The sequence below is a fragment of the Streptomyces sp. NPDC058469 genome (genome assembly GCF_042721125.1).
GTDB lineage: Bacteria > Actinomycetota > Actinomycetes > Streptomycetales > Streptomycetaceae > Streptomyces.
The window spans coordinates 97,757-116,253 of record NZ_JBHXME010000003.1; the positions used below are offsets into that span (position 1 = coordinate 97,757).

The window sequence follows — 18,497 nt, forward strand, 5'->3', positions numbered from 1 at the left end:
GTTACCAGTTTCCGCCTCGTCGTCACACTGCGTCTACCGTGGGGCCGTTCTGGGTGCCAAAATGACAAACTAACCCCTAACTTCACTTCTCTCTAAGACGCGTTAAGAGAGAAAGGAAAATGGCAGTTAGTTTGGCGATTTGGACCTCACTCTGTCCGCGGCCCCTCGTCGACGCTGCGCGCGGAGGCCGACGGAGGCGCTGGGGCGGACGAGGCCCGAGAAGGCCCTTGCGTGCCCGCTGGAGGGCCTCCCGTCCTGAGTGTGGGAACGAGTCCATCGAGCGTGTCGGGTGCGCACGGGGCGCCCTCTGTGTCGTCTAGCGAGTTGTCACGCACGGTGACGGGAGTCAAGCGCTCGTGAGTAACGGTTATGTATCGACTCATGCCCGTTTAGAGACTTAAGTCGCCTGATGAACCGAAAGTCGCGTCACTACTACCCCATAACAGTAGTAGGAGGAGATTCCGCGAGCTGTGGGCTGCGGCTCCTCCTGCAAGCTGCGTCGCTGCTGCTCCTCCTCTCGCGCAGCGACGCTAGGTCGGTGGCGTTGAGCCTCGTCCGTGTTGAGCCGCCCGTACTCTCCTCCGGTCGCGCTCCTCGTCGACGTGCTCCGCCACCGACCTTCAACTTTCAGGCGCTGCCTCCGGGTGGCGCCTTTCTTATTTCAAATCCATTCGCCAGACGGACAGAACGGAGGACGCCATGTCGATGTGCGACGTCCCCACACCGAAACAGGATCAGCCGTGCCCCGTGTGCCGGCGCCAACTCCCGCGGACCGTTGCTCACTTCCAGCGTGACGCGCTCGGCAGGCAGGGGCTCAGGCGACGTTGCCGTGACTGCTGCAACGCTGCTGAGCGTCGGCGCTATGCGGCGTCGGCCGACGCCATCCGTGCCCGTGTGAGGCAGCGACGGGCGCAGCGCGCGGAGTTGCTCCGGGACGCTCCGCAATGGCGCCCTACGCCACACCACCAGGCCACTGACCAACTCGGGTCAGTGGCCTTTCTTGTAAGCCCTGAGAGGCACTCATGACCACCAATCCCGAACTCTCCGCGGCGCTCGCCGTAGTGCCCGAAATCGCGCGCACGGAGGCGCTGTTGGAGGATGCGAAGAAGCGTCTCCGCGAGCACCCGTCAGGCGTCGTCCCCGACGTCGCGCGGAATGAGGTCATCGACGCTGCCGTGCGTGCCTTCCAGGCTGACGGCTCATGGCCCCGGGACGTTGGCAAGCGCGCTGCGAAGGCGCATGTCGAAGCTTCCGAGTGGCACGCGGAGCGGATCGCCAGGGACCAGGCGAAGAAGTCCACTGAGCTGTTGGCGTACGACACCCGGGTGCTGTACTCCGCTGACGCTCTGGAACACCTCGGCACGCGCCTGGACGACGTCCTGAGCGACGCCAGGGAGGCCGCGGAGGTGCTCGCGGGCGTGCGGAGCGCGGACGCTGCCATCAAGGCGGGAGGCGCCGTTGTGGAGGCGTGGGGGCGCCTTCAGGGACTCCTCGTCGACCTGACCAACATCCGTGCAGCGCAGTGGGAGTTGATCCTCCCGCGGCTGCGTCCGGGTGACGCAGTGGGCGGGTTCGACGAGGAGCGACGGAAGGTTCGCGCCTGGCGCAGCGACGGGCACGGCGAGATCCGTTCTCGGCTCGACGACGTTCCAGGATTCGCACTGGAGGCCATGCGCTCGCAGCGGTACACGGAGGTGTACCTCCTGTTCCTGGCCGATGTCGGGACCACGTACGTGCCGACATCCGCGACGGATCTCGAAGCGCACGTAGTGGCTGCGACGGATCCAATCTCCTACACCGACGACCAGACGTCCCGGTACCGCCCGACCGTGACGCCGATCCCAACTCCCCCCGCGCCGGCACTGACCGGTGCTGAGCGAACCCCTGCACTCTCCTACTGACCGAAGGAACGACATGGAACCAACCCCCGAGCAACTCGCAGCCGGACAGTCCAAGGGGCTGACTCCGGTCATGTGCGCGCGCCTGCGTGGGCAGACCCCGGAGGAACTCAGCGCGGACGCGGACGCGTTCCTGACGGAGTTCACCCCGCCTGCCCCTTCGGCTCCCCGCGTCGGTGGGAACCGCGGAGGCGACGTCGCGGGCGGCAACGGCTCCGGAACGGTGGGCGCAGGCGCTGCGCTCTACCGCGACCGCAACGGCCTGGACGACGAGGGGCGTCGCCCTGAGGTGCGCCCCGCAGTGACGGACGGGCGGAACCCGTTCGCTACCCGCACCTACCGCATGGAGTCCCGATGACCGCCTACCCCACAACCCACACGCTGACGGGTGACGAGTACCTGTCGACGATCCGTGACCAGGCCATCGCGCTGAACGGCACGGCCGTGAGCGTCAACCTGATCGGTGGGCAGACGCTCGCCGGCACGCTGACGTACGTCACCGAGACACTCGCCGGCTGGCCGGCGGGCGGGAACCAGTGGCCCAACTCGCTGACCGTGGCCGTGTCGACGAAGGTGCACAAGGTGCGACTCGACCACGTGAGTTCGCTCGGACAGGGCTGACGTCAACGGCGCCAGAACCTCCATAAGTCGGCAAGCGCACGGATGATCTCCGGTCTCTCATTGGCCGCTGAGCCATGCAGGCTGAGCGGCAGGGAGACGAGAACGATCAGGAAGAGTGCAGTCACCAGCACTCCAACCAACCATGGTGCAGCTAGGGCGAGTTCGCCCAGCACGGACCACACGACAAGCTCTCCTCGGCAACGGTGTGTGCCACGTGTCGTGAGAGGAAGCGTGAGCAACCTCAACGACGACAGGTGACCTGTCAGTGCGCAGGGCCCTAGCTGCGCGCTGCACCGTTGCGGTGCATGTCGTTGAGATCACGGAGGATCTACAGAGTTTGGGTCCCTGACGGCATCACGCCGTTTGGGCCCCTGTTTACTCAGGGCCGTTGCTTGAGTGAGCAACCCGTTCAAGCTCCGTCGCGGAGCTCTGACGCCTCCATCGCGGAGACGGTCTTAGGCGACGCTATACGCCGCCGCGTCGACCATCACGGTCTCAGCGACGCCACGTTAGCACTGTCAGGAGTGTGATCCGCTCGCGCGAGATCACGCTCGTGCCGAGTCGCCTGGAGATCAAGGGCGAGCTTGCTGACGGTCATCGTCGCCCGCCTCGTGCCGGCTTCGCAGCGAAGATCGACTAGCCCGGACCCAGGGGGGTGACCCCCTCCGGGAGTATCTCCGAATCGTAAAGGTGCTGGGTCTCGCTGTCTGTACGGGTCTGGGGACCTGAGACGTAACGCCTCCAGGCGCCCCTATAGCGGCCCCTGACGCCCCGTTGGGGGTCCTGGCGCGCGGCGGACGAGGCGGATCGTGTGCCCGAGACGATCAAGCGCTAGGCGGAAGATCGAATTTCTACCGTTACAAACCGCAGGTCAGAGGCCTAAAAGCGTTCCCAGCCCCGAAGAATCTCCTCGGGGCTTTTGCATGCCCTCAGGAGGAGTCATGGAGTACGCGGCGGAATCCACGTGCCGTCGGTCAGGATGCCGCTTCGAGCGGAGCGTGCGACGCCGTAAGGGAGGGCGCTCCGGTCGTTCGCACTGGTGCAGTTCCTCGTGCTTCACCTGGACCATGCGTGCGCGCGTCGCATCACGCGATGGCAACCCGCTGGAGGCTGCGGAGCTTATCCGCCTGTCCGATCTCCTGGACGCCCGCACGAATGCACGGGAGTTCGTCTCCGGGATATTCCTGGAGGACGCCCCGCGCCCCTGACGTCGACGAGAACAACAACTCCATAGCCCGAATTGCAGGCCCGTAGCTGACGAGCTATGGGCCTTTTCTATGCCCGGAATGAGATCTCATGACCGACGAAAACACATGTGCACGGGACGGCTGCAACTTCCATGTTGAGCTGGTGATGATCCGCGATGCGCCGCTTCCCGCCGTTTACTGCGGCGATGCCTGCGCTGACGCCGAATGGCTCCGCAGAGCCCTGGAAACCGCCGAGCCGTCGCCCGACGTTGCGGCGTCGTGGCAGCATCTAAACGCCCTCCAACGGCTGTTGAACGGCCGCACAACGCCGCTTCAGGTCGGCCCGCTACTGGAGTCGATCCATGGCCGGTGATCTGGATATCGTCGGCGGAGCGGCCGTCGACGTCGTCCCCATCGCGCCGAATTTCCACAATAAGCTCAAGGCCATCGTCCTCCCCGCGGCTGACCGGGTTGGGGAAGAGGCGGGCCGGCGGATGGGCGACGCCATCGCCCGAAACCTCGTCATCGCCATTCCCGATGGTGTAACCCTGGGAGGTCAGCGCGCGCGGGTAAGTGCCACGCGTCAGGGTGGGCAAATCGGCGGCGCACTAGGCGAGTCCGTCAGGCGCTCACTGGAAGCCGCAATGCGGTCCCTGCCACGGGCCGACGTTCGGCTTGGCGATACGGGATTGAACGCCGATCTCGACCGTTTGCGCGCCCGCATTCAGTCGTTGTCCGGTCGCACGGTCGGAATTGACCTGGACGCCGGCGCGGCGCTCACGGAAATCGCCGACATCAACGCCCGTTTGGAGCGGTTGGCCGCTCAACACCCGACCGTTCAGGTAACCGCCGATACCGCTGCTGCGCGCGCTGCGTTGGCTGAAGTCCAGCGAACGATTAACGGAGTCGATGGGGACGACGTACGGATCCGCGTCAAGGTCGATTCCGCCGGAGCGATGGCCGCATTGCGCGGGCTCGGAATTGCGGTCGCTGGCGTCGCAGCAATCCCGATAGTGCCCGTAGGTGCGGCGGGAATTGGCGCCATCGCGTCGGCAGCAGTCGCGGCCGGCGCGGGGGTGGGCGCGCTGGCGCTCGCTGCCATTCCCGCAATCAAGGGCGTCACGAGCGTAATCCAGCAGAAAACGGCCGCGGAGCAGCAGAGCAAGACCGCGACGGACAATTCCGCGGCGTCGTCGGTTAAGGCTGCCCAACAGGCGCTGACGCTGGCAAACGCTCAGGCCTCTCTCGCCGGCGCGCACCGTCAGGCATCGCAGGCCGTCGCGCAGGCGAACCAACAGGTTGAGGACGCTGAGCGGTCCCTTGCCGACGCCCAACGAGGCGCGCGTCAGGCTGAGTTGGACCTCACGCAGGCCCGTTCCGACGCAGCGCAGACCCTGAAGGATCTGAACGACCAACTCCTTGACGGGATGCTGGACCAGCGCGAGGCGACGCTCCGCGTCAATGAGGCGCGGGCCGATCTCGCCAAGACGATTGCCGACCCTACGTCGACGGACCTTGAGCGTCAGCGCGCGCAGCTCACCTACGACGAGGCCGTACGCAACACGGACAAACAGAAAACGAAGAACGCTGAGCTGAAGAAATCCGTCGACGACGCCAACAAGGCGGGAGTCAACGGCAGTAAGCAGGTAAAGCAGGCTCAAGACCAGGTCCGGCAAGCGAACGAGAAGGTTGCCGATCAGGAGCGCACTCTTGCCGACGACCGGGCGAAGGTCCGTGACGCGCAGGTGCAGGGTGCGGAGGCCGTCGCGTCTGCTGAACGAGGTCTCCAGTCCGCGCAATTGTCCGGGGTCGATACCTCGACGAAGAGCGCCAATGCGACCGACGACTACCGCAAGGCACTCGCCAAGCTCACTCCCGAACAACGCGACCTCTACGACTCCCTTGCAGGACCGAAGGGGCTGACGTCCGCCTTCAAGGCCTGGTCCCTGTCACTTCAGCCTGACGTCCTCCCGCTCTTCACGCGCGGCGTCAACGGAGCAAAGAGCGCGCTCCCTGGTCTTACGCCCCTCGTCAAGGGTGCCGCGGACGCAGTCGGGATCCTCTTCGACAAGGCGTCGAAGTCCCTGAAGTCGCCTTTCTGGCGTGGCTTCAAGGGCGACATCAACAAGAACGCGAAGCCGGCCATCATCGGGCTTGGCGTGTCATTCGGGAATATCGTCACCGGAATGGCGGGGGTCGTCGACGCCTTCCTCCCGCACATGGGGTCGATATCCGACACCATGCAGCGGATCACGGGACGGTTCGCCAACTGGGGCAAGGGACTTAAGGGCTCACCTGAATTCGAGCACTTCCTGTCGTACTCGGCAGACAAGGCACCACTCCTCGCCGACACATTCGGGAAGATCGCGGACGCGGTTCTCGATATCGGAACAGCCCTGTCACCGGTATCCGGCCCGCTACTGAAGACAATCGACGGACTCGCGCAAGGCGTCGGCTGGCTTGCGACGAACGTGCCCGAGTTGGTCATCGGGATCTATGGCCTGTACGTCGCAACGAAGTTGTGGGCGGTGGCTCAGTTCATCGTGAACGGCGCGATGGCCGCATTCGACGTCATCGCGGCTGCCGGCCCGTGGGGGTGGATTGCTCTCGCGATTGGTGCTGTTGTCCTCGCGGTCATCCTCGCCTACAACCACTTCACGTGGTTCCGCCAAGGTATTCAGGTCGTGTGGGACTGGCTGAAGACGGCCTCTCTATGGCTCTGGGAGAAGGCACTCAAGCCCGTTTTCCAGGGCATGTGGCTCCTGATCAAGCTGGTCGGAGACATCGCCGTATGGCTGTGGCAGAAGGCCATTGGACCAGTCTTCCAGGCTATTTGGCTGGCAGCCCGGATCATGTTCGCGATCGTGGTAGTTGCTGTCCTGGCGCCCATGTGGATAGCGTTCCAGGCTCTCGGACTGATCTCTGTGTGGCTGTGGGAGAAGGCTATCAAGCCGTCTCTCGGGTTCATCGGGGCGTTGGCGCAGTGGGTTTGGAAGAACCAGCTTCAGCCGTTCTTCAAGAGCATGTGGGATGCGATCCAGTGGGTCGGCGCCAAGTTCAAGTGGCTTTACGACCACGCGATCAAGCCGATATCCGAATGGATCGGCGCTCAGCTCAAGGCACTGTGGGAACACTGGCTTTCCCCGGCGTTCTCCTCCATCTGGGTCGGAATCCAGTGGCTCGGAGGCAAGTTCAAGTGGCTGTACGACAAGGGCGTTAAGCCCATCGTCGACGACATAGCCAGCGCCTTCAAGTCCATGGGCAAGAACATCAAGGCCGCGTGGGATGACGTAGTCGACCACTCCAAGACGCCCGTCAACTTCATCATCAAATGGGTGTACACGAACGGCATCAAGGCCGTTTGGGACAAGGTCGCCTCGTTCGTCGGACTCTCGAAACTCCCTGCCGCACCCAAGCTGCTTGAAGCCGGCGGAACCGTCGGGAGCGGCTGGGGAACTGCCCGCCCGATGGTGACGAATCGTCCGACGGCAATCGTCGGCGAGGGCAATCCGCGCTACCCGGAGTACGTCATCCCGACGGATCCGAAGTACCGGGGACGCGCGCAAGCGTTGCACCGCCAGGCGGGTACGCAGCTCCTCGAATCCGGCGGAGTACTCGGAGGCGTCTGGGACTGGACGAAGGACACCGTCTCTGACGTCGTCGGCAAGGGCGTCGACTGGGCGAAGACCGGAGCGAACCTACTCTCCGACCCTTCGTCGGTGTGGAAGAAGCTCACGACTCCGATCCTCAACAAGGTGTCGGCCGGCGTTGGTACTTCCCACATGGGCAAGGCGCTGACGCAGTACCCGACGAAGATGGTTGCTGGACTGAAGGACAAGATCGTCACTGCGGCTGAATCCCTGTTCTCCAGTGGAGGCGGGGGAGGCGGGCAGTGGATCAAGCCCGTCAACGTCCCTTATGGCACGCGCTTTGGTGTCTCCGGTCCCATGTGGTCCTCCGGTCATCACACGGGCCTGGACTTCCCGGCACCGACCGGGACAGCCGTTCACGCTGTGGCCGACGGTGACGTCACGGGAGCAGCGAGCGGAGGACCGTACGGCAACCACGTGATCCTCAGTCACGGTGGCGGCCTGGCGTCGCTCTACGCCCACATGTCGAAGATCCTGACGTCCGTCGGCAAGCACGTGACGCAAGGTCAGGAGATCGGCAAGGTCGGCGCGACCGGCAACGTCACCGGTCCGCACCTCCACCTGGAGGCGCGCGTCAACGGTAAGTCCGTCGACCCGATGCCGTACTTGACGGGATCGAAGGGCTTCACCGCTGGAGCGGCGGGGACGGCGCAGAAGTACGCAAAGGGCATGCTCGGCCAACACGGCTGGGATGCGGGGCAGTTCGGCCCGCTGAAAAACCTGTGGAACGGCGAGTCCGGGTGGAACTACCGGGCGAAGAACCCCTCGTCGGGTGCCTACGGCATCCCGCAGGCGCTGCCCGCGTCGAAGATGGCGTCCGCCGGCTCCGACTGGCTGACGAACTACGCCACGCAGATCCGTTGGGGTCTCGGCTACATCGACGACCGCTACGGCACGCCGGCCAACGCCTACTCCAAGTGGATGGCGCGTTCGCCGCATTGGTACGACGACGGCGGAATGCTCCCGACGGGCCTTTCCCTCGTCGCCAACGGAACCGGATCCCCGGAGCCCGTGTTCACCGGATCCCAGTGGGACGACATCCGCGCGGCAAAGAGCGGGGGCGGAGCAACCCCCAACATCATGGTTGAAAACCACGTGTGGGTGGGCGACCGCGAGATCACGGACATCGTCGACCACCGCATCACGGTGCGGGACGCAGAGACAGGCGCAGCCATCAACGCCGGTCGCTACGTCTGACGCACACTCGGGCCGGCTCCGACATGGGGCCGGCCCTCCCCATTTCTGAGAGGACCGACCATGGATTACACGAAGAGCACGAAGAGCCAGATCGTCGTCACGTGCCCGCACTGCTCGACCGAACTGGAGCAGACGCCCGGCGCCGGGCGCGTGCGCCGCTACTGCTCAGCGGAGGCGGGACGCACGTACCGACGTCGCATGCGCGCGCTCGGCTTCCCTGTCTGACGTCCCGCGTCCGCAAGCGTGAGTAACCCGCGTCGCGCACGCCCGGCGCGGGCATACGCTTGTTGGTGAGGTGGTGCCGATGTCTACCGGGTTGGCCGACAACGTCAAGAAGTACCGACGCACAGCCGGGTTGTCCCAAGAGGGGCTTGCCATAGCTGCGGGCCTGTCCCTGAGCACGGTCCGCAAGGTCGAGCAGGGCGGACACGTCAGCATGGATACCCTCGCGATCCTTGCCGGGGCTCTGAGCGTGACGACGTCTGCCCTACTCGCGAGCGAGGCGCCGACTTCTGTGGTCGGTCCGGCGGACGAAGCGAACCGTCGTTACCTCGCGGAGTTGAGGCGCGCGCTCATGCCGCCCATTGGGCTTGCAGCGTCCCTAGCGGAGCCGGCCGAAGCCGAGGATCCGTCCGCCATCCGGCAGGGCGTACAGGACGGCCACACGCTCTATCAGGCGGACCAGTACACGTCCGTTGCGCGAGCCCTCCCGAAGCTGTTGCGTGCCTCTGAGGCAGCAGTCAGCACCCTGGAGGGCGAGGAGCAGCAGCACGCCATGATCGCGCGGGCTCATGCACTTCTGCTCGCCGGCAAGTACCTCACTCAGGTCCGTCAGTACGACATGGCGTACTTCGCACTGGCGGAAGCGATCCGGCTTGCGCGCGAGACTGGTCAGACGCAGTTGGCAGCGACTGGAATCGTGGGTCTCGGGTGGCTTCTGCTGCGTGAGGACAGGTTCGACGAGAGTGAACAACTCGCAGCGCAGACAGCAGCGGAGATGGAACCACGCATGTCTGAGGCGACACCTGCACAGCTAGCCGTGTGGGGTGAGTTGTGGCTCAGGGTGGCTGCCGCCGCACGTCGCAACAACCGTGACGACGTGGCCAAGCACGCTCGCCGCATGGCCAAGACCGCCGGGGGCGCGCTCGAACGGGAACACACCTCATTCCCCACGCACTGGAGTGCCTTCGGTCCAGTGACGGCTGAAGCGAAGGCCATTGAAGATCTTGCGCTCGTAGGCGACGCTCGCGGCGTGTTGCGTCGCGCTGATGAAGGTCCGCTGAGCGCGAAGGGCGTGAAGAACTTCGGACGGCTGAGCACAAACAACTACGGCCGTCATCGCCTCGACGTGGCCCGTGCTCACGTGCTTCTCGGCTCGCACCAGGACGCCATGGACGAACTAGTCCACCTTCGCGACGCTGCCGACGTGTGGCTGACACACCAACCGATGGCGCGTCGCGTGATGACGGACATTCTTTCGACCCGGAAACGCACGCTGACCGAAGAAATGCGCAGCATGGCCGAGTTCCTAGGAGTGGCCGGCTAAGTACCACGCTCCGTGTTACTTCTCTCCGCGGCGTCGGCAAACTACCGCGCTCCGCGTGTGGATTGACGGTGTGTCCGATCGTACGGTCCCCTTACCGACCAACGGCGAGGGGGCCGAATTCATGCAGAGAACCGGCGGCGAACACACATACGTCCCAACGGGTCGGCCCCGACTGTTGCCGTGGACCGAAGAGGGCAAGCCCGCATTGCTGAGCACCGACGACGCAGGCGGAATCATGTCCCGACTTGCTGATAACTACGAGTCGGCGATGCTCGAAGCTGGAGAGGAGCTACTCGCAGAAGCGGCTAAAGTCCTCGGCGACCCGGTAACTCCCACTGTTGAAGTGCGGTACATGGCGGTCCGTCTATCAGAGTCTTTGGCTGGCGTGCTGAGAGTTGCTGAGTCCAGGGGGCAACGACTTCCCGCCCCCATGGATGAGGCGGACGGCGGTACCTCCAATGACGGTTGATCCCTTCCCCATGGTGCGCAGCGACGTCGAACTAGGCGCCGTCCCGACGCGTCAATGGGTCGAGTGCGCCGGATGTATGGAGCACGAGCCCCTCGGCAACGGGTCGGAGGCTTCCGTGTGGGCGGAGCTTCACGCCAAGGAGCGCGGGCACGACAGGTTCCGCACCGTGCGACAGGCCAACTTCCGCGTCATACCGGGCGGGGCTCGCAGTGACTGACGAGGACGAGGACGAGCCTGTCTGTGGCGTCACGGAGACGATCCCCAGTGATCCGGAGTGGTTGGCGCAGTTCGGCTTTGAGCCCGACTTCAGAAGCGTCACTGTGACGTGCGGCGAGCCACCCCACGCATGCGCGGAAGGGGACGTCGTCCACTGCGGAATGATCCTCGGCGACGACGGTCAGACGGTGACCGGCACCTATTTCTGGGGCCCCGGCTACCGCCCGACGTCGCTTGTGCCGCCCCCTTAGCCCGCTCGCCGGCTGCCTGTGCAGTTGGCGCGCGGAGGGCGTGGCAGGAACCGGACAGCTGGTGAGGTCGGCCCTCCCGGTTCCTGCTTGCGTCCCGACTCCCCGCCCTCGATGTGCTGATCGACAAACGATCGAGGGCGAGGACCCGACGCGGCCGGTTGGCACCTTCCGGGCTGCGTCGGAGCTGGAAAGGCCCTGCCCGCTTCCTTGCCGTGAGGAGGTGGGCAGGGCTCCGGTACCCGCCCACTGCCTCCCCCGTGGCGGTGGGCGGGTGCCGGCCCCGAAACTCCTCGTCCGCCTCTACGTGGTTGCGTATCCCCTGGGACGGACGAGGACCCGCCCGATGAACGGCACCCAATCCGCAAGGGTGCTCGGGCGGCTGAAGCCCCGCTCACCTCCCATGGTCCTGGGAGGGGGCGGGGCTTCTGCGTTTCCGCAGGTCAGGCCCTCTGTTAGTCTCTATGCAAGGGTGCCCATGTAGCTAGGGTCAGTTCGTACTGCATCGCGTGCATCAAGTGCCTCCTCAGGTGGGGTAGTTCGCAGGGTCGACGTGCTCGTACCAGCAGGCGGTGGTGCCGTCCTCCGCGGCCTCGACGACCGCGAGATGCGTCATGAACGTGCCCGGTGCGGCGCCGTGCCAGTGCCACTCGTCCGGTTCGATCCATACGGTGTCGCCCGCACGGATCGGTTCGACGGCACCGCCCTTGCGCTGCACGAGCCCCTGGCCCTCCGTCACGTGCAGTACCTGGCCGTGCGGATGGGTGTGCCATGCGGTGTGCGCGCCCGGTGTGAAGTGCACGCTGAACATCCGTATCCGGGACGGCGGTTCGGGCGCGGCGATCTCGTCGAGCCACACCGTGCCGGTGAAGTTCTCCGCCGGCCCCTGCCGCGTGTCGGGGTGCTTCCTGCTGATCCGCACGTATCTGAACTCCTATCGGGGAGACATGGGTTGGCGAGACATGGGCGAGAGAAGGGAGAGCAGTCCCCGAACTCCGGTGTCGAAGGCGGCCGGTGACCCGGACGCGCGGGCGAGCACATACCCGCCCTGCACGGTCGCGAGGATGGTGGCAGCGATCTCCTCCCCGTCCAGCTCCGGCTCGAACTGCCCCTGTTCCTTGCCCTCTTCGACGATTCCGGCGAGCCGCTCACGGATCGCGTCGAGCGTCGCGTCGACCGGCTCCCGCAGCTCGGCGCTGGCGATCACGTCCGGATCCATCGTCAGCCGCCCGATCGGACACCCGCGCAACACATCGCGCTCACGCCGCAGATACGCCTCGATCCGCTCGTACGGCGTGCCGGGCCCGTCGAGTACTCCCTCGGCGCCGGCCAACAATTCCTCGGCGGTCCGCCGGATCGCGGCCAGCGCCAGCTCCGGCTTGCCGTTCTTGAAGTGGTGGTACATGCTGCCCTGCCCGGCGCCCGAGCGCTCAAGGATCGCCTTGGGGCTGGTGCCGACGTAGCCACGCTCCCACAACAGCTCGCGGGTGGACTCGATCAGTCGCTCCGGGGTGCTCATAGAGGGACTGTACATACTAGTAGGTACAGTCGTCGAGAGGTTTTCGACGGATGGGGGGAGCAGCCGGAACGAACCCGCGTACTCCCCTGGAGGTACGCGTACTGCCGCTGGCCGTACGACGACCTGGACCCCTCCCCGGAGCCAGTCTCGATACATCACCGGACATCACAGGAAGCCCTCCGGGCCTCCGGACCTCTTGGAGATGAATCGACATGCAGACTCTGGCGAACTGGAACGGCGGCGGCCCCGGCCCGTGGATCCTGCTCTTCCCGCTGATCTGGGCGGCCGTGGTGGTCGGAGCGGTGACCGTGCTCCGCCGGACCGTCTGGCGCGGTCGCGGGAACGGTCGCGGCGGCCCGTGGCGCGCGATGGCCGACACCCGCCCCACCGGCGACTCCCCGCTCGCCGTCCTCGGCCGCCGCTTCGCCTCCGGCGAGATCGACGAGGACGAGTACTGGCGCCGTCTGTCCGTCCTGGACGAGCAGTTCGGCCGCACCACCGGCAAGGGAGGCGGCCCGGCATGACCACCGCGACCACCACACGCACAGCCGCGCGGGTCGTCGACGCCGTCAAGGTGTACGGCGTCGGCGACACCGCCGTACGCGCCCTGGACGGGGTGAGCGTCGACTTCCCGGCCGGCCGCTTCACCGCGATCATGGGCCCCTCGGGCTCCGGCAAGTCCACCCTGATGCACTGCGCGGCCGGACTCGACACGCTCAGCTCCGGCGCCGCGTACATCGGCGACACGGAACTCGGCACCCTCGACGACCGACGCCTGACCCTCCTCCGCCGCGACCGCGTCGGCTTCGTCTTCCAGGCGTTCAACCTGGTACCGACGCTGACCGTCGTGGAGAACATCACCCTGCCGCTGGACCTCTCCGGGGCCAAGGGCGACCAGGAGTGGATCGACGCGCTCGTCGACGTCGTCGGACTGCGCGACCGGCTCCACCACCGCCCCTCGGAACTCTCCGGCGGCCAGCAGCAACGTGTCGCCGTGGCAAGGGCGTTCGCCGGTCGGCCCGAGGTCGTCTTCGCCGACGAGCCGACCGGCAACCTCGACTCCCGCTCCGGCGGCGAGGTCCTCGGCCTGCTCCGCCGTGCGGTACGGCAGACGGACCGCACGGTCGTGATGGTGACCCACGACCCGGTCGCCGCCGCCCACGCCGACGAGGTCGTCTTCCTCGCCGACGGGCGCCTGGTGGACCGTATGGATTCCCCCACGGCCGAAAAGATCCTGGACCGTCTGAAGGCCTTCGAGGATGTGAGGTCATGAATGCGTCCGTACGCCTGAGCATGTCCTCCCTGCGGGCCCACAAAAGGCGCTTCGCCGGTACGTTCCTCGCCGTGTTCCTCGGGGTCGCCTTCCTCGCCGGGACCCTCGTCATGGGCGACACCCTGCGCGCCAACTTCGACACCATGTTCGGCGACGCGACCAGCGGCACGGACGCCGTGGTGCGCAGCGCCGACGCCATCACGGCCCCCGGCGAGAGCCAGGGCGTGCGGCAACCGGTGAGCACGGCCCTGGTGAAGGCCGTCGAGCAGGTCCCCGGCGTCGCGGCCGCCGCCCCCGGCATCCAGGGCGCGGGCCAACTCGTAGGCGCCAACGGCGAAGCCATCGGCGGCAAGGGGCCGCCCACCCTCGCCGGCAACTGGATCACCGACCCCGAACTCAACCCGTACCGGCTCGCGGAGGGCCGAACTCCGGCCAGGTCGGGGGAGGTTGTCATCAACCGAGGTGCCGCCGACAAGGGTCACTTGAAGATCGGCGACACGACCACACTGCGCACCCCCGACCCCGTCAAGGTGACGATCGTCGGCCTCGCGACCTTCGGCGGCGAGGACGGCATGGCGCAGGTGACGTTCACCGGCATGACCCAGTCCGACGCCGAAAAGTACCTCACCGCCAAGCCCGGCGAGGCGGCGAGCATCCAAGTACGAGCCGGCCCGGGCGTCAGCCAGCAGGCACTGGTCGACCGACTGACTCCCGTCCTCCCCAAGGGAGTTGAGGCGATCACGGGCCAGGAGTCGGCGCAGGAGAACACGGACATGGTCTCGTCCCAGTTCCTGACCATCTTCACCACGTTCCTGCTGGTGTTCTCCGGCATCGCCCTCCTGGTCGCGACCTTCTCCATCCACAACACGTTCGCGATCGTCATCGCTCAACGCACTCGCGAGAACGCCCTGTTGCGGGCTCTCGGCGCCTCCCGCCGCCAAGTCACCGCGGCCACCGTCACCGAGGCGAGCGTCGTCGCCGTGACCGCGTCGGCCGCAGGACTCGCGGGCGGCATCGGGATCGCGGCCGGACTGAAGATCCTGTTCCCGGCGATCGGATTCCCGTTTCCCGAGGGCGACTTGGTGATCCGGACCCTCTCCATGGCCCTGCCCCTCGCAGTCGGCATCATCGTCTGCCTGGGCTCCGCACTCATGCCGGCGGTACGAGCGGGCCGCACCGCACCCCTGGCCGCGTTGCGCGAGACGGCCGTAGACCAGTCAGGCGCGTCCCGCGCCCGAGCGGTGACAGGACTGGCCCTCGCGGTCCTCGCTGTCGCGGCGACCCTCACCGGCGTACTGATCTCACCGTCCTTGCTGCTGGCGGGAGTTGGGGCGGTACTGGCCCTGGTCGCCTTCGTCGTCCTCGGCCCGGTCGCCTCCTCCACGGCGGTACGTGTCCTCGGCAGCCCCCTCGACCGGCTGCGCGGCGTCACCGGCGGACTCGCCCGGCGCAACGCCCTGCGCAGCCCCCGCCGTACGGCCGCCACCGCGAGCGCGCTGATGATCGGCGTGGCCGTGGTGTCCCTGTTCACCGTGTTCGGCGCCTCGTTGAAGGCGACGATGGACCAGACGGTGTCCCGTTCCTTCGCCGGTGACGTAGCAGTCAGCACCCCGTCCTTCGGCGCGGGCGGCAGCGGACTGAGCCCCCAACTCGCCGGAGCCATCGGCAAGCTGCCCGAGGTGAACACGGCAGTGGGACTGGGCCGCGGAGTAGCCGAAGTAGACGGCAAGGGACGAGCATTGACGGTCACCGACCCCACCGCCCTAGCCCGCACCTTCGACCTGGGCGCGGTCCACGGATCCCTTCACTCCCTCGGCACCGACGGCATCGCCATCACCAAAACGGAGGCCGACCGGCAACACCTGACCGCCGGCAGCAAGGCCCAACTCGCCTTCACCGACGGCAAGAAGAAGACCTTCACGGTCCGCGCGGTCTACGGCCAGTCCGAACTCGCCGGCGACTACGTCATCACCCGCGCCGCGTGGGCCCCACACCGCACCCAGGACTCCGACACACTGGTCGCCGTCTCCTTCAAGAACGGCGTGAGCACGGCCACGGGCAAGGCGGCGGTCGAGAAGGTCGCGGCGCAGTACGGCAACCCACAAGTCCAGACCCGCCACGAATACGCGCAGTCCTCGGCCGGCGGCATCGACATGATGCTGACCCTCGTCTACGCCCTCCTCGCCCTGGCGGTCCTGATCGCCCTGCTCGGTATCGCCAACACACTGACCCTGGCGATCCACGAACGCACCCGCGAACTGGGCCTGTTGAGGGCAGTGGGCCAGACCCGTTCCCAACTCCGGGCCATGGTGCGCTGGGAGTCGGTTCTGGTCGCCGCCTTCGGCACGCTCGGCGGCCTCGCCCTCGGCGCCTTCCTCGGCTGGGTCCTGGTCAAGGCCTCGGACGGCGCGAGCGACAGCGCCTTCGCCTTCGCACTCCCGCCCGTACAACTCGTAGTCGTGGCCCTGGTGGGCATCGCCGCAGGGGCTCTTGCGGGCCTACGCCCGGCACGCCGCGCGGCCCGGCTGAACGTACTGCGGGCGATTGCCACCGAGTGATCTGACACCGGTAGAGAAACTCACGGCGTCCACCCAGACCGACGGCGAAGGCCCACCAAGTTCGACTGTCCCCACGCGTCGGCCGAGAGGGAGCCGTAGGGGCGCGCCGGTGTCGAGAGTGCGAGCACGGTCGTGCTCTCGACACCGGCTTCCAGCGCCCCGAAGGCGACCGAACCAAAAGAGGTGCGCGCGTGGGTGCGTGTGCAGCACCGGTCCAGGTGCCGCGTGCTTTCAAGACGGGCCCAGGTGCGTTGCTGTCTGAAGACGGGCTCGGGTGTCGCGCCGTCTCAACACCGGTCCAGCATCGCGTGTTTTGAAGACCGGTCCCGATCTGTTGCAGCGTGAAGACCGACTTGGGTATCCCGCCGTCCAACACCGGCCCAGCCATCGCGTGTTTTCAAGGCGGGCTCAGGTGTCTCACCGTCTCAAGACCGGCTTTTGCGTTCCGCTGTCTCAACACCGGCTCGGGCGTCCCGCCTTCACAACACCGGCCCAGGTAACCCGCCGTCTCAACACCGGCCGGCCGGCCCAACCATCTCGCCGTCTCCACACGAAGGCACCCGCTTCAACACCGGCCCAGCCGCCTCGGCAACGACGGTTCCCGCCCCGCCCCAAGCACCCAAAGGACGGCCGCCCCCCCCGGCAACCCGTAACGAATCACCGCCCGATCAACCGGCAACGGCGGACCGGGCGGGAGCGTGTTGGGGCCGGTGGCCGTCGACCGGGTGCTCGACCTCGGTGACGAACCGGTGCGCGGGTTTCTCCGCGGCCGTACGGCGCGGGGGACGAGTTGGCGTCGCGGACGTGGGCGCGGTGAGCGTGAACCACACGACCTTGCCGGACTCACCGTCCGGCCGCACACCCCAGTTCTCGCTCACGGCGGCGACCATCGCGAGCCCGCGCCCACAAGTGGCCGTAGGCGAGACCTCGTCGATGTCGCCCACCACCGGAAGCCGGGGATCGTGGTCGTGCACCGAGACCATGAGCTGGTCCAGCAACAGCTCGATCTCGACGACGCACGTCTTGTCGGGCTGTGCGTGCCGGTGGACGTTGGTGAGGAGCTCTGTGACACCGAGCGCGGCCCGGTCTATCAGAGGATCCAGATGCCAGTAGCGCAATTGCGCAGATACGATTCTGCGGACCTGGCCGATCCGCGACGGCAGGGCTTGGAGCTCCACCGTGCAGTGCCTGCTTGGGTGACTGATCACGGCTGCGACTCCCCGACTGAGGTCCGGAAGAACACGGAGTTCGGATCCAGCAGGGTGGTCGGAGAACGGCCGCCTGCTGTTGTGTCCGGCGGGCTGGTTCGCAGCGTAATCGCCGGTAAACCCAGAGTGACGTGAGACCAGAGTGACTCAGGGACCGCGGTCCCGCAACTCGCGGCCGGCCACTGCCCCTCTATGGCGCGGATCAGCCGCTCCACGGCCAGGATCGGGCCGCTCCACGGCGCAGGCCGGCCGCTCCACGGCACGGATCGGCCGCTCCGCGACGCGGATCAGCCGCCGCCGCGCCCCGCCGCCTTGCGCACGGCCTCGATGAACCGGCGTGCCGCGGGAGGGCCGGGCTGACCCGGCGCGGGGTCGTGTTCGCCGAGGGTCAACAGGTACCTGTTGCCGTTGAGGTCGGCCAGTGCCCGGTCCTCAGGAGCGAACCAGGGTTTCGACGCGCGTACCGCCTGCACCGGCGCGCTGTCGATCTCGCTGCCGTAACTGGTGAGCAACTCAAGCCTGCCGTCATTGATCCGGACCTGTCCGGCCCGGGTGAGCGAACGCAACCGCTTCCCGATCCGCACGCCCGTGGCCGTGAACTCCGGCTCCGCCATGCTTCCCCGCCCCCTTGGTCCAGGACATCTGGTGATCCAGTGTGCGCCCCCGTTTTGGACGTTCGTCCCGCTCCGGTGCAGTCTGCCCGCCCGGGGCGTCGAGCACCAGTACGCACGGTGCGGTCACGGTGAGTATCCGGAGCACTCGCGTGAGTGCGCCCCCGAGCCCCGCCGACAGCCCATCGCACACCCACGGCAAACCGATCGCAAGCCCGCCGAAGCCCTGCTCCCCAGGGACGCCTTTGAGTCGCCCAAAGGAGTGTTTATGCAGGTGAGAAGCGTGCGGAAGGTGC

The 18,497-nt window shown here is 66.7% G+C and carries 16 protein-coding genes; 12 read left to right on the plus strand and 4 right to left on the minus strand.

Translation table 11 applies throughout. From position 1 onward, the window contains the following. Positions 1-1,022: 1,022 nt before the first annotated feature. The 9 genes from ACFWP5_RS02895 (at position 1,023) to ACFWP5_RS02935 (ending at position 11,035) form a co-directional block, all read left to right on the plus strand. On the plus strand, positions 1,023-1,901 hold the full coding sequence (locus ACFWP5_RS02895; protein ID WP_384149258.1) for a hypothetical protein: 879 nt from the start codon (positions 1,023-1,025) through the stop codon (positions 1,899-1,901). Between the two features lie 13 nt (positions 1,902-1,914). Then, positions 1,915-2,256, plus strand: a complete 342-nt coding sequence (locus ACFWP5_RS02900) for a hypothetical protein (protein ID WP_384149260.1) — start codon at positions 1,915-1,917, stop codon at positions 2,254-2,256. After that, positions 2,253-2,519, plus strand: a complete 267-nt coding sequence (locus ACFWP5_RS02905) for a hypothetical protein (protein WP_384149262.1) — start codon at positions 2,253-2,255, stop codon at positions 2,517-2,519. Before ACFWP5_RS02900 ends, ACFWP5_RS02905 begins: the two co-directional genes overlap by 4 nt. Before the next feature lie 1,296 nt (positions 2,520-3,815). Beyond that, complete coding sequence (locus ACFWP5_RS02910; protein ID WP_384149264.1) at positions 3,816-4,079, plus strand: hypothetical protein; 264 nt, start codon at positions 3,816-3,818, stop codon at positions 4,077-4,079. Continuing rightward, complete coding sequence (locus ACFWP5_RS02915; protein WP_384149266.1) at positions 4,069-8,553, plus strand: peptidoglycan DD-metalloendopeptidase family protein; 4,485 nt, start codon at positions 4,069-4,071, stop codon at positions 8,551-8,553. The genes ACFWP5_RS02910 and ACFWP5_RS02915 overlap by 11 nt, the downstream gene beginning before the upstream one ends. A gap of 60 nt (positions 8,554-8,613) precedes the next feature. Then, a complete protein-coding gene (locus ACFWP5_RS02920; protein WP_384149268.1) occupies positions 8,614-8,778 on the plus strand; it encodes a hypothetical protein in 165 nt (54 codons plus the stop codon). Between the two features lie 79 nt (positions 8,779-8,857). After that, positions 8,858-10,099, plus strand: coding sequence for a helix-turn-helix domain-containing protein (locus tag ACFWP5_RS02925; protein ID WP_384149270.1), 1,242 nt, complete (start codon positions 8,858-8,860; stop codon positions 10,097-10,099). A 121-nt stretch (positions 10,100-10,220) separates the two neighbouring features. Then, positions 10,221-10,568 (plus strand): hypothetical protein, encoded by a 348-nt coding sequence (locus ACFWP5_RS02930; protein ID WP_384149272.1) that lies wholly within the window; start codon positions 10,221-10,223, stop codon positions 10,566-10,568. A 209-nt stretch (positions 10,569-10,777) separates the two neighbouring features. Next, positions 10,778-11,035 carry a hypothetical protein gene (locus ACFWP5_RS02935; protein WP_384149274.1) on the plus strand — a complete coding sequence of 86 codons (258 nt, stop codon included), beginning with the start codon at positions 10,778-10,780 and terminating at the stop codon, positions 11,033-11,035. A gap of 523 nt (positions 11,036-11,558) precedes the next feature. Here ACFWP5_RS02935 and ACFWP5_RS02940 read toward each other — a convergent pair. Both ACFWP5_RS02940 and ACFWP5_RS02945 read right to left on the minus strand, forming a co-directional pair. Next, positions 11,559-11,954, minus strand: a complete 396-nt coding sequence (locus ACFWP5_RS02940; RefSeq protein ID WP_384149276.1) for a cupin domain-containing protein — start codon at positions 11,952-11,954, stop codon at positions 11,559-11,561. A 12-nt stretch (positions 11,955-11,966) separates the two neighbouring features. Further along, complete coding sequence (locus ACFWP5_RS02945) at positions 11,967-12,551, minus strand: TetR/AcrR family transcriptional regulator (protein WP_384149278.1); 585 nt, start codon at positions 12,549-12,551, stop codon at positions 11,967-11,969. Between the two features lie 212 nt (positions 12,552-12,763). Between ACFWP5_RS02945 and ACFWP5_RS02950 the strand changes: the two genes are divergently transcribed. The 3 genes from ACFWP5_RS02950 to ACFWP5_RS02960 are packed head-to-tail and all read left to right on the plus strand — an operon-like array spanning position 12,764 to position 16,382. Next, complete coding sequence (locus ACFWP5_RS02950; RefSeq protein WP_384149280.1) at positions 12,764-13,075, plus strand: SHOCT domain-containing protein; 312 nt, start codon at positions 12,764-12,766, stop codon at positions 13,073-13,075. After that, complete coding sequence (locus tag ACFWP5_RS02955; protein ID WP_384149282.1) at positions 13,072-13,824, plus strand: ABC transporter ATP-binding protein; 753 nt, start codon at positions 13,072-13,074, stop codon at positions 13,822-13,824. Before ACFWP5_RS02950 ends, ACFWP5_RS02955 begins: the two co-directional genes overlap by 4 nt. After that, on the plus strand, positions 13,821-16,382 hold the full coding sequence (locus tag ACFWP5_RS02960; RefSeq protein WP_384149284.1) for an ABC transporter permease: 2,562 nt from the start codon (positions 13,821-13,823) through the stop codon (positions 16,380-16,382). Before ACFWP5_RS02955 ends, ACFWP5_RS02960 begins: the two co-directional genes overlap by 4 nt. Positions 16,383-17,050: 668 nt before the next feature. Here the strand turns inward: ACFWP5_RS02960 and ACFWP5_RS02965 are convergent. Beyond that, entirely contained in the window at positions 17,051-17,590 is a 540-nt protein-coding gene (locus ACFWP5_RS02965; RefSeq protein WP_384149286.1) for an ATP-binding protein, read from the minus strand. Positions 17,591-17,877: 287 nt separating this feature from the next. Further along, a complete protein-coding gene (locus ACFWP5_RS02970) occupies positions 17,878-18,204 on the minus strand; it encodes a hypothetical protein (RefSeq protein ID WP_019075127.1) in 327 nt (108 codons plus the stop codon). Between the last annotated feature and the right edge of the window lie 293 nt (positions 18,205-18,497).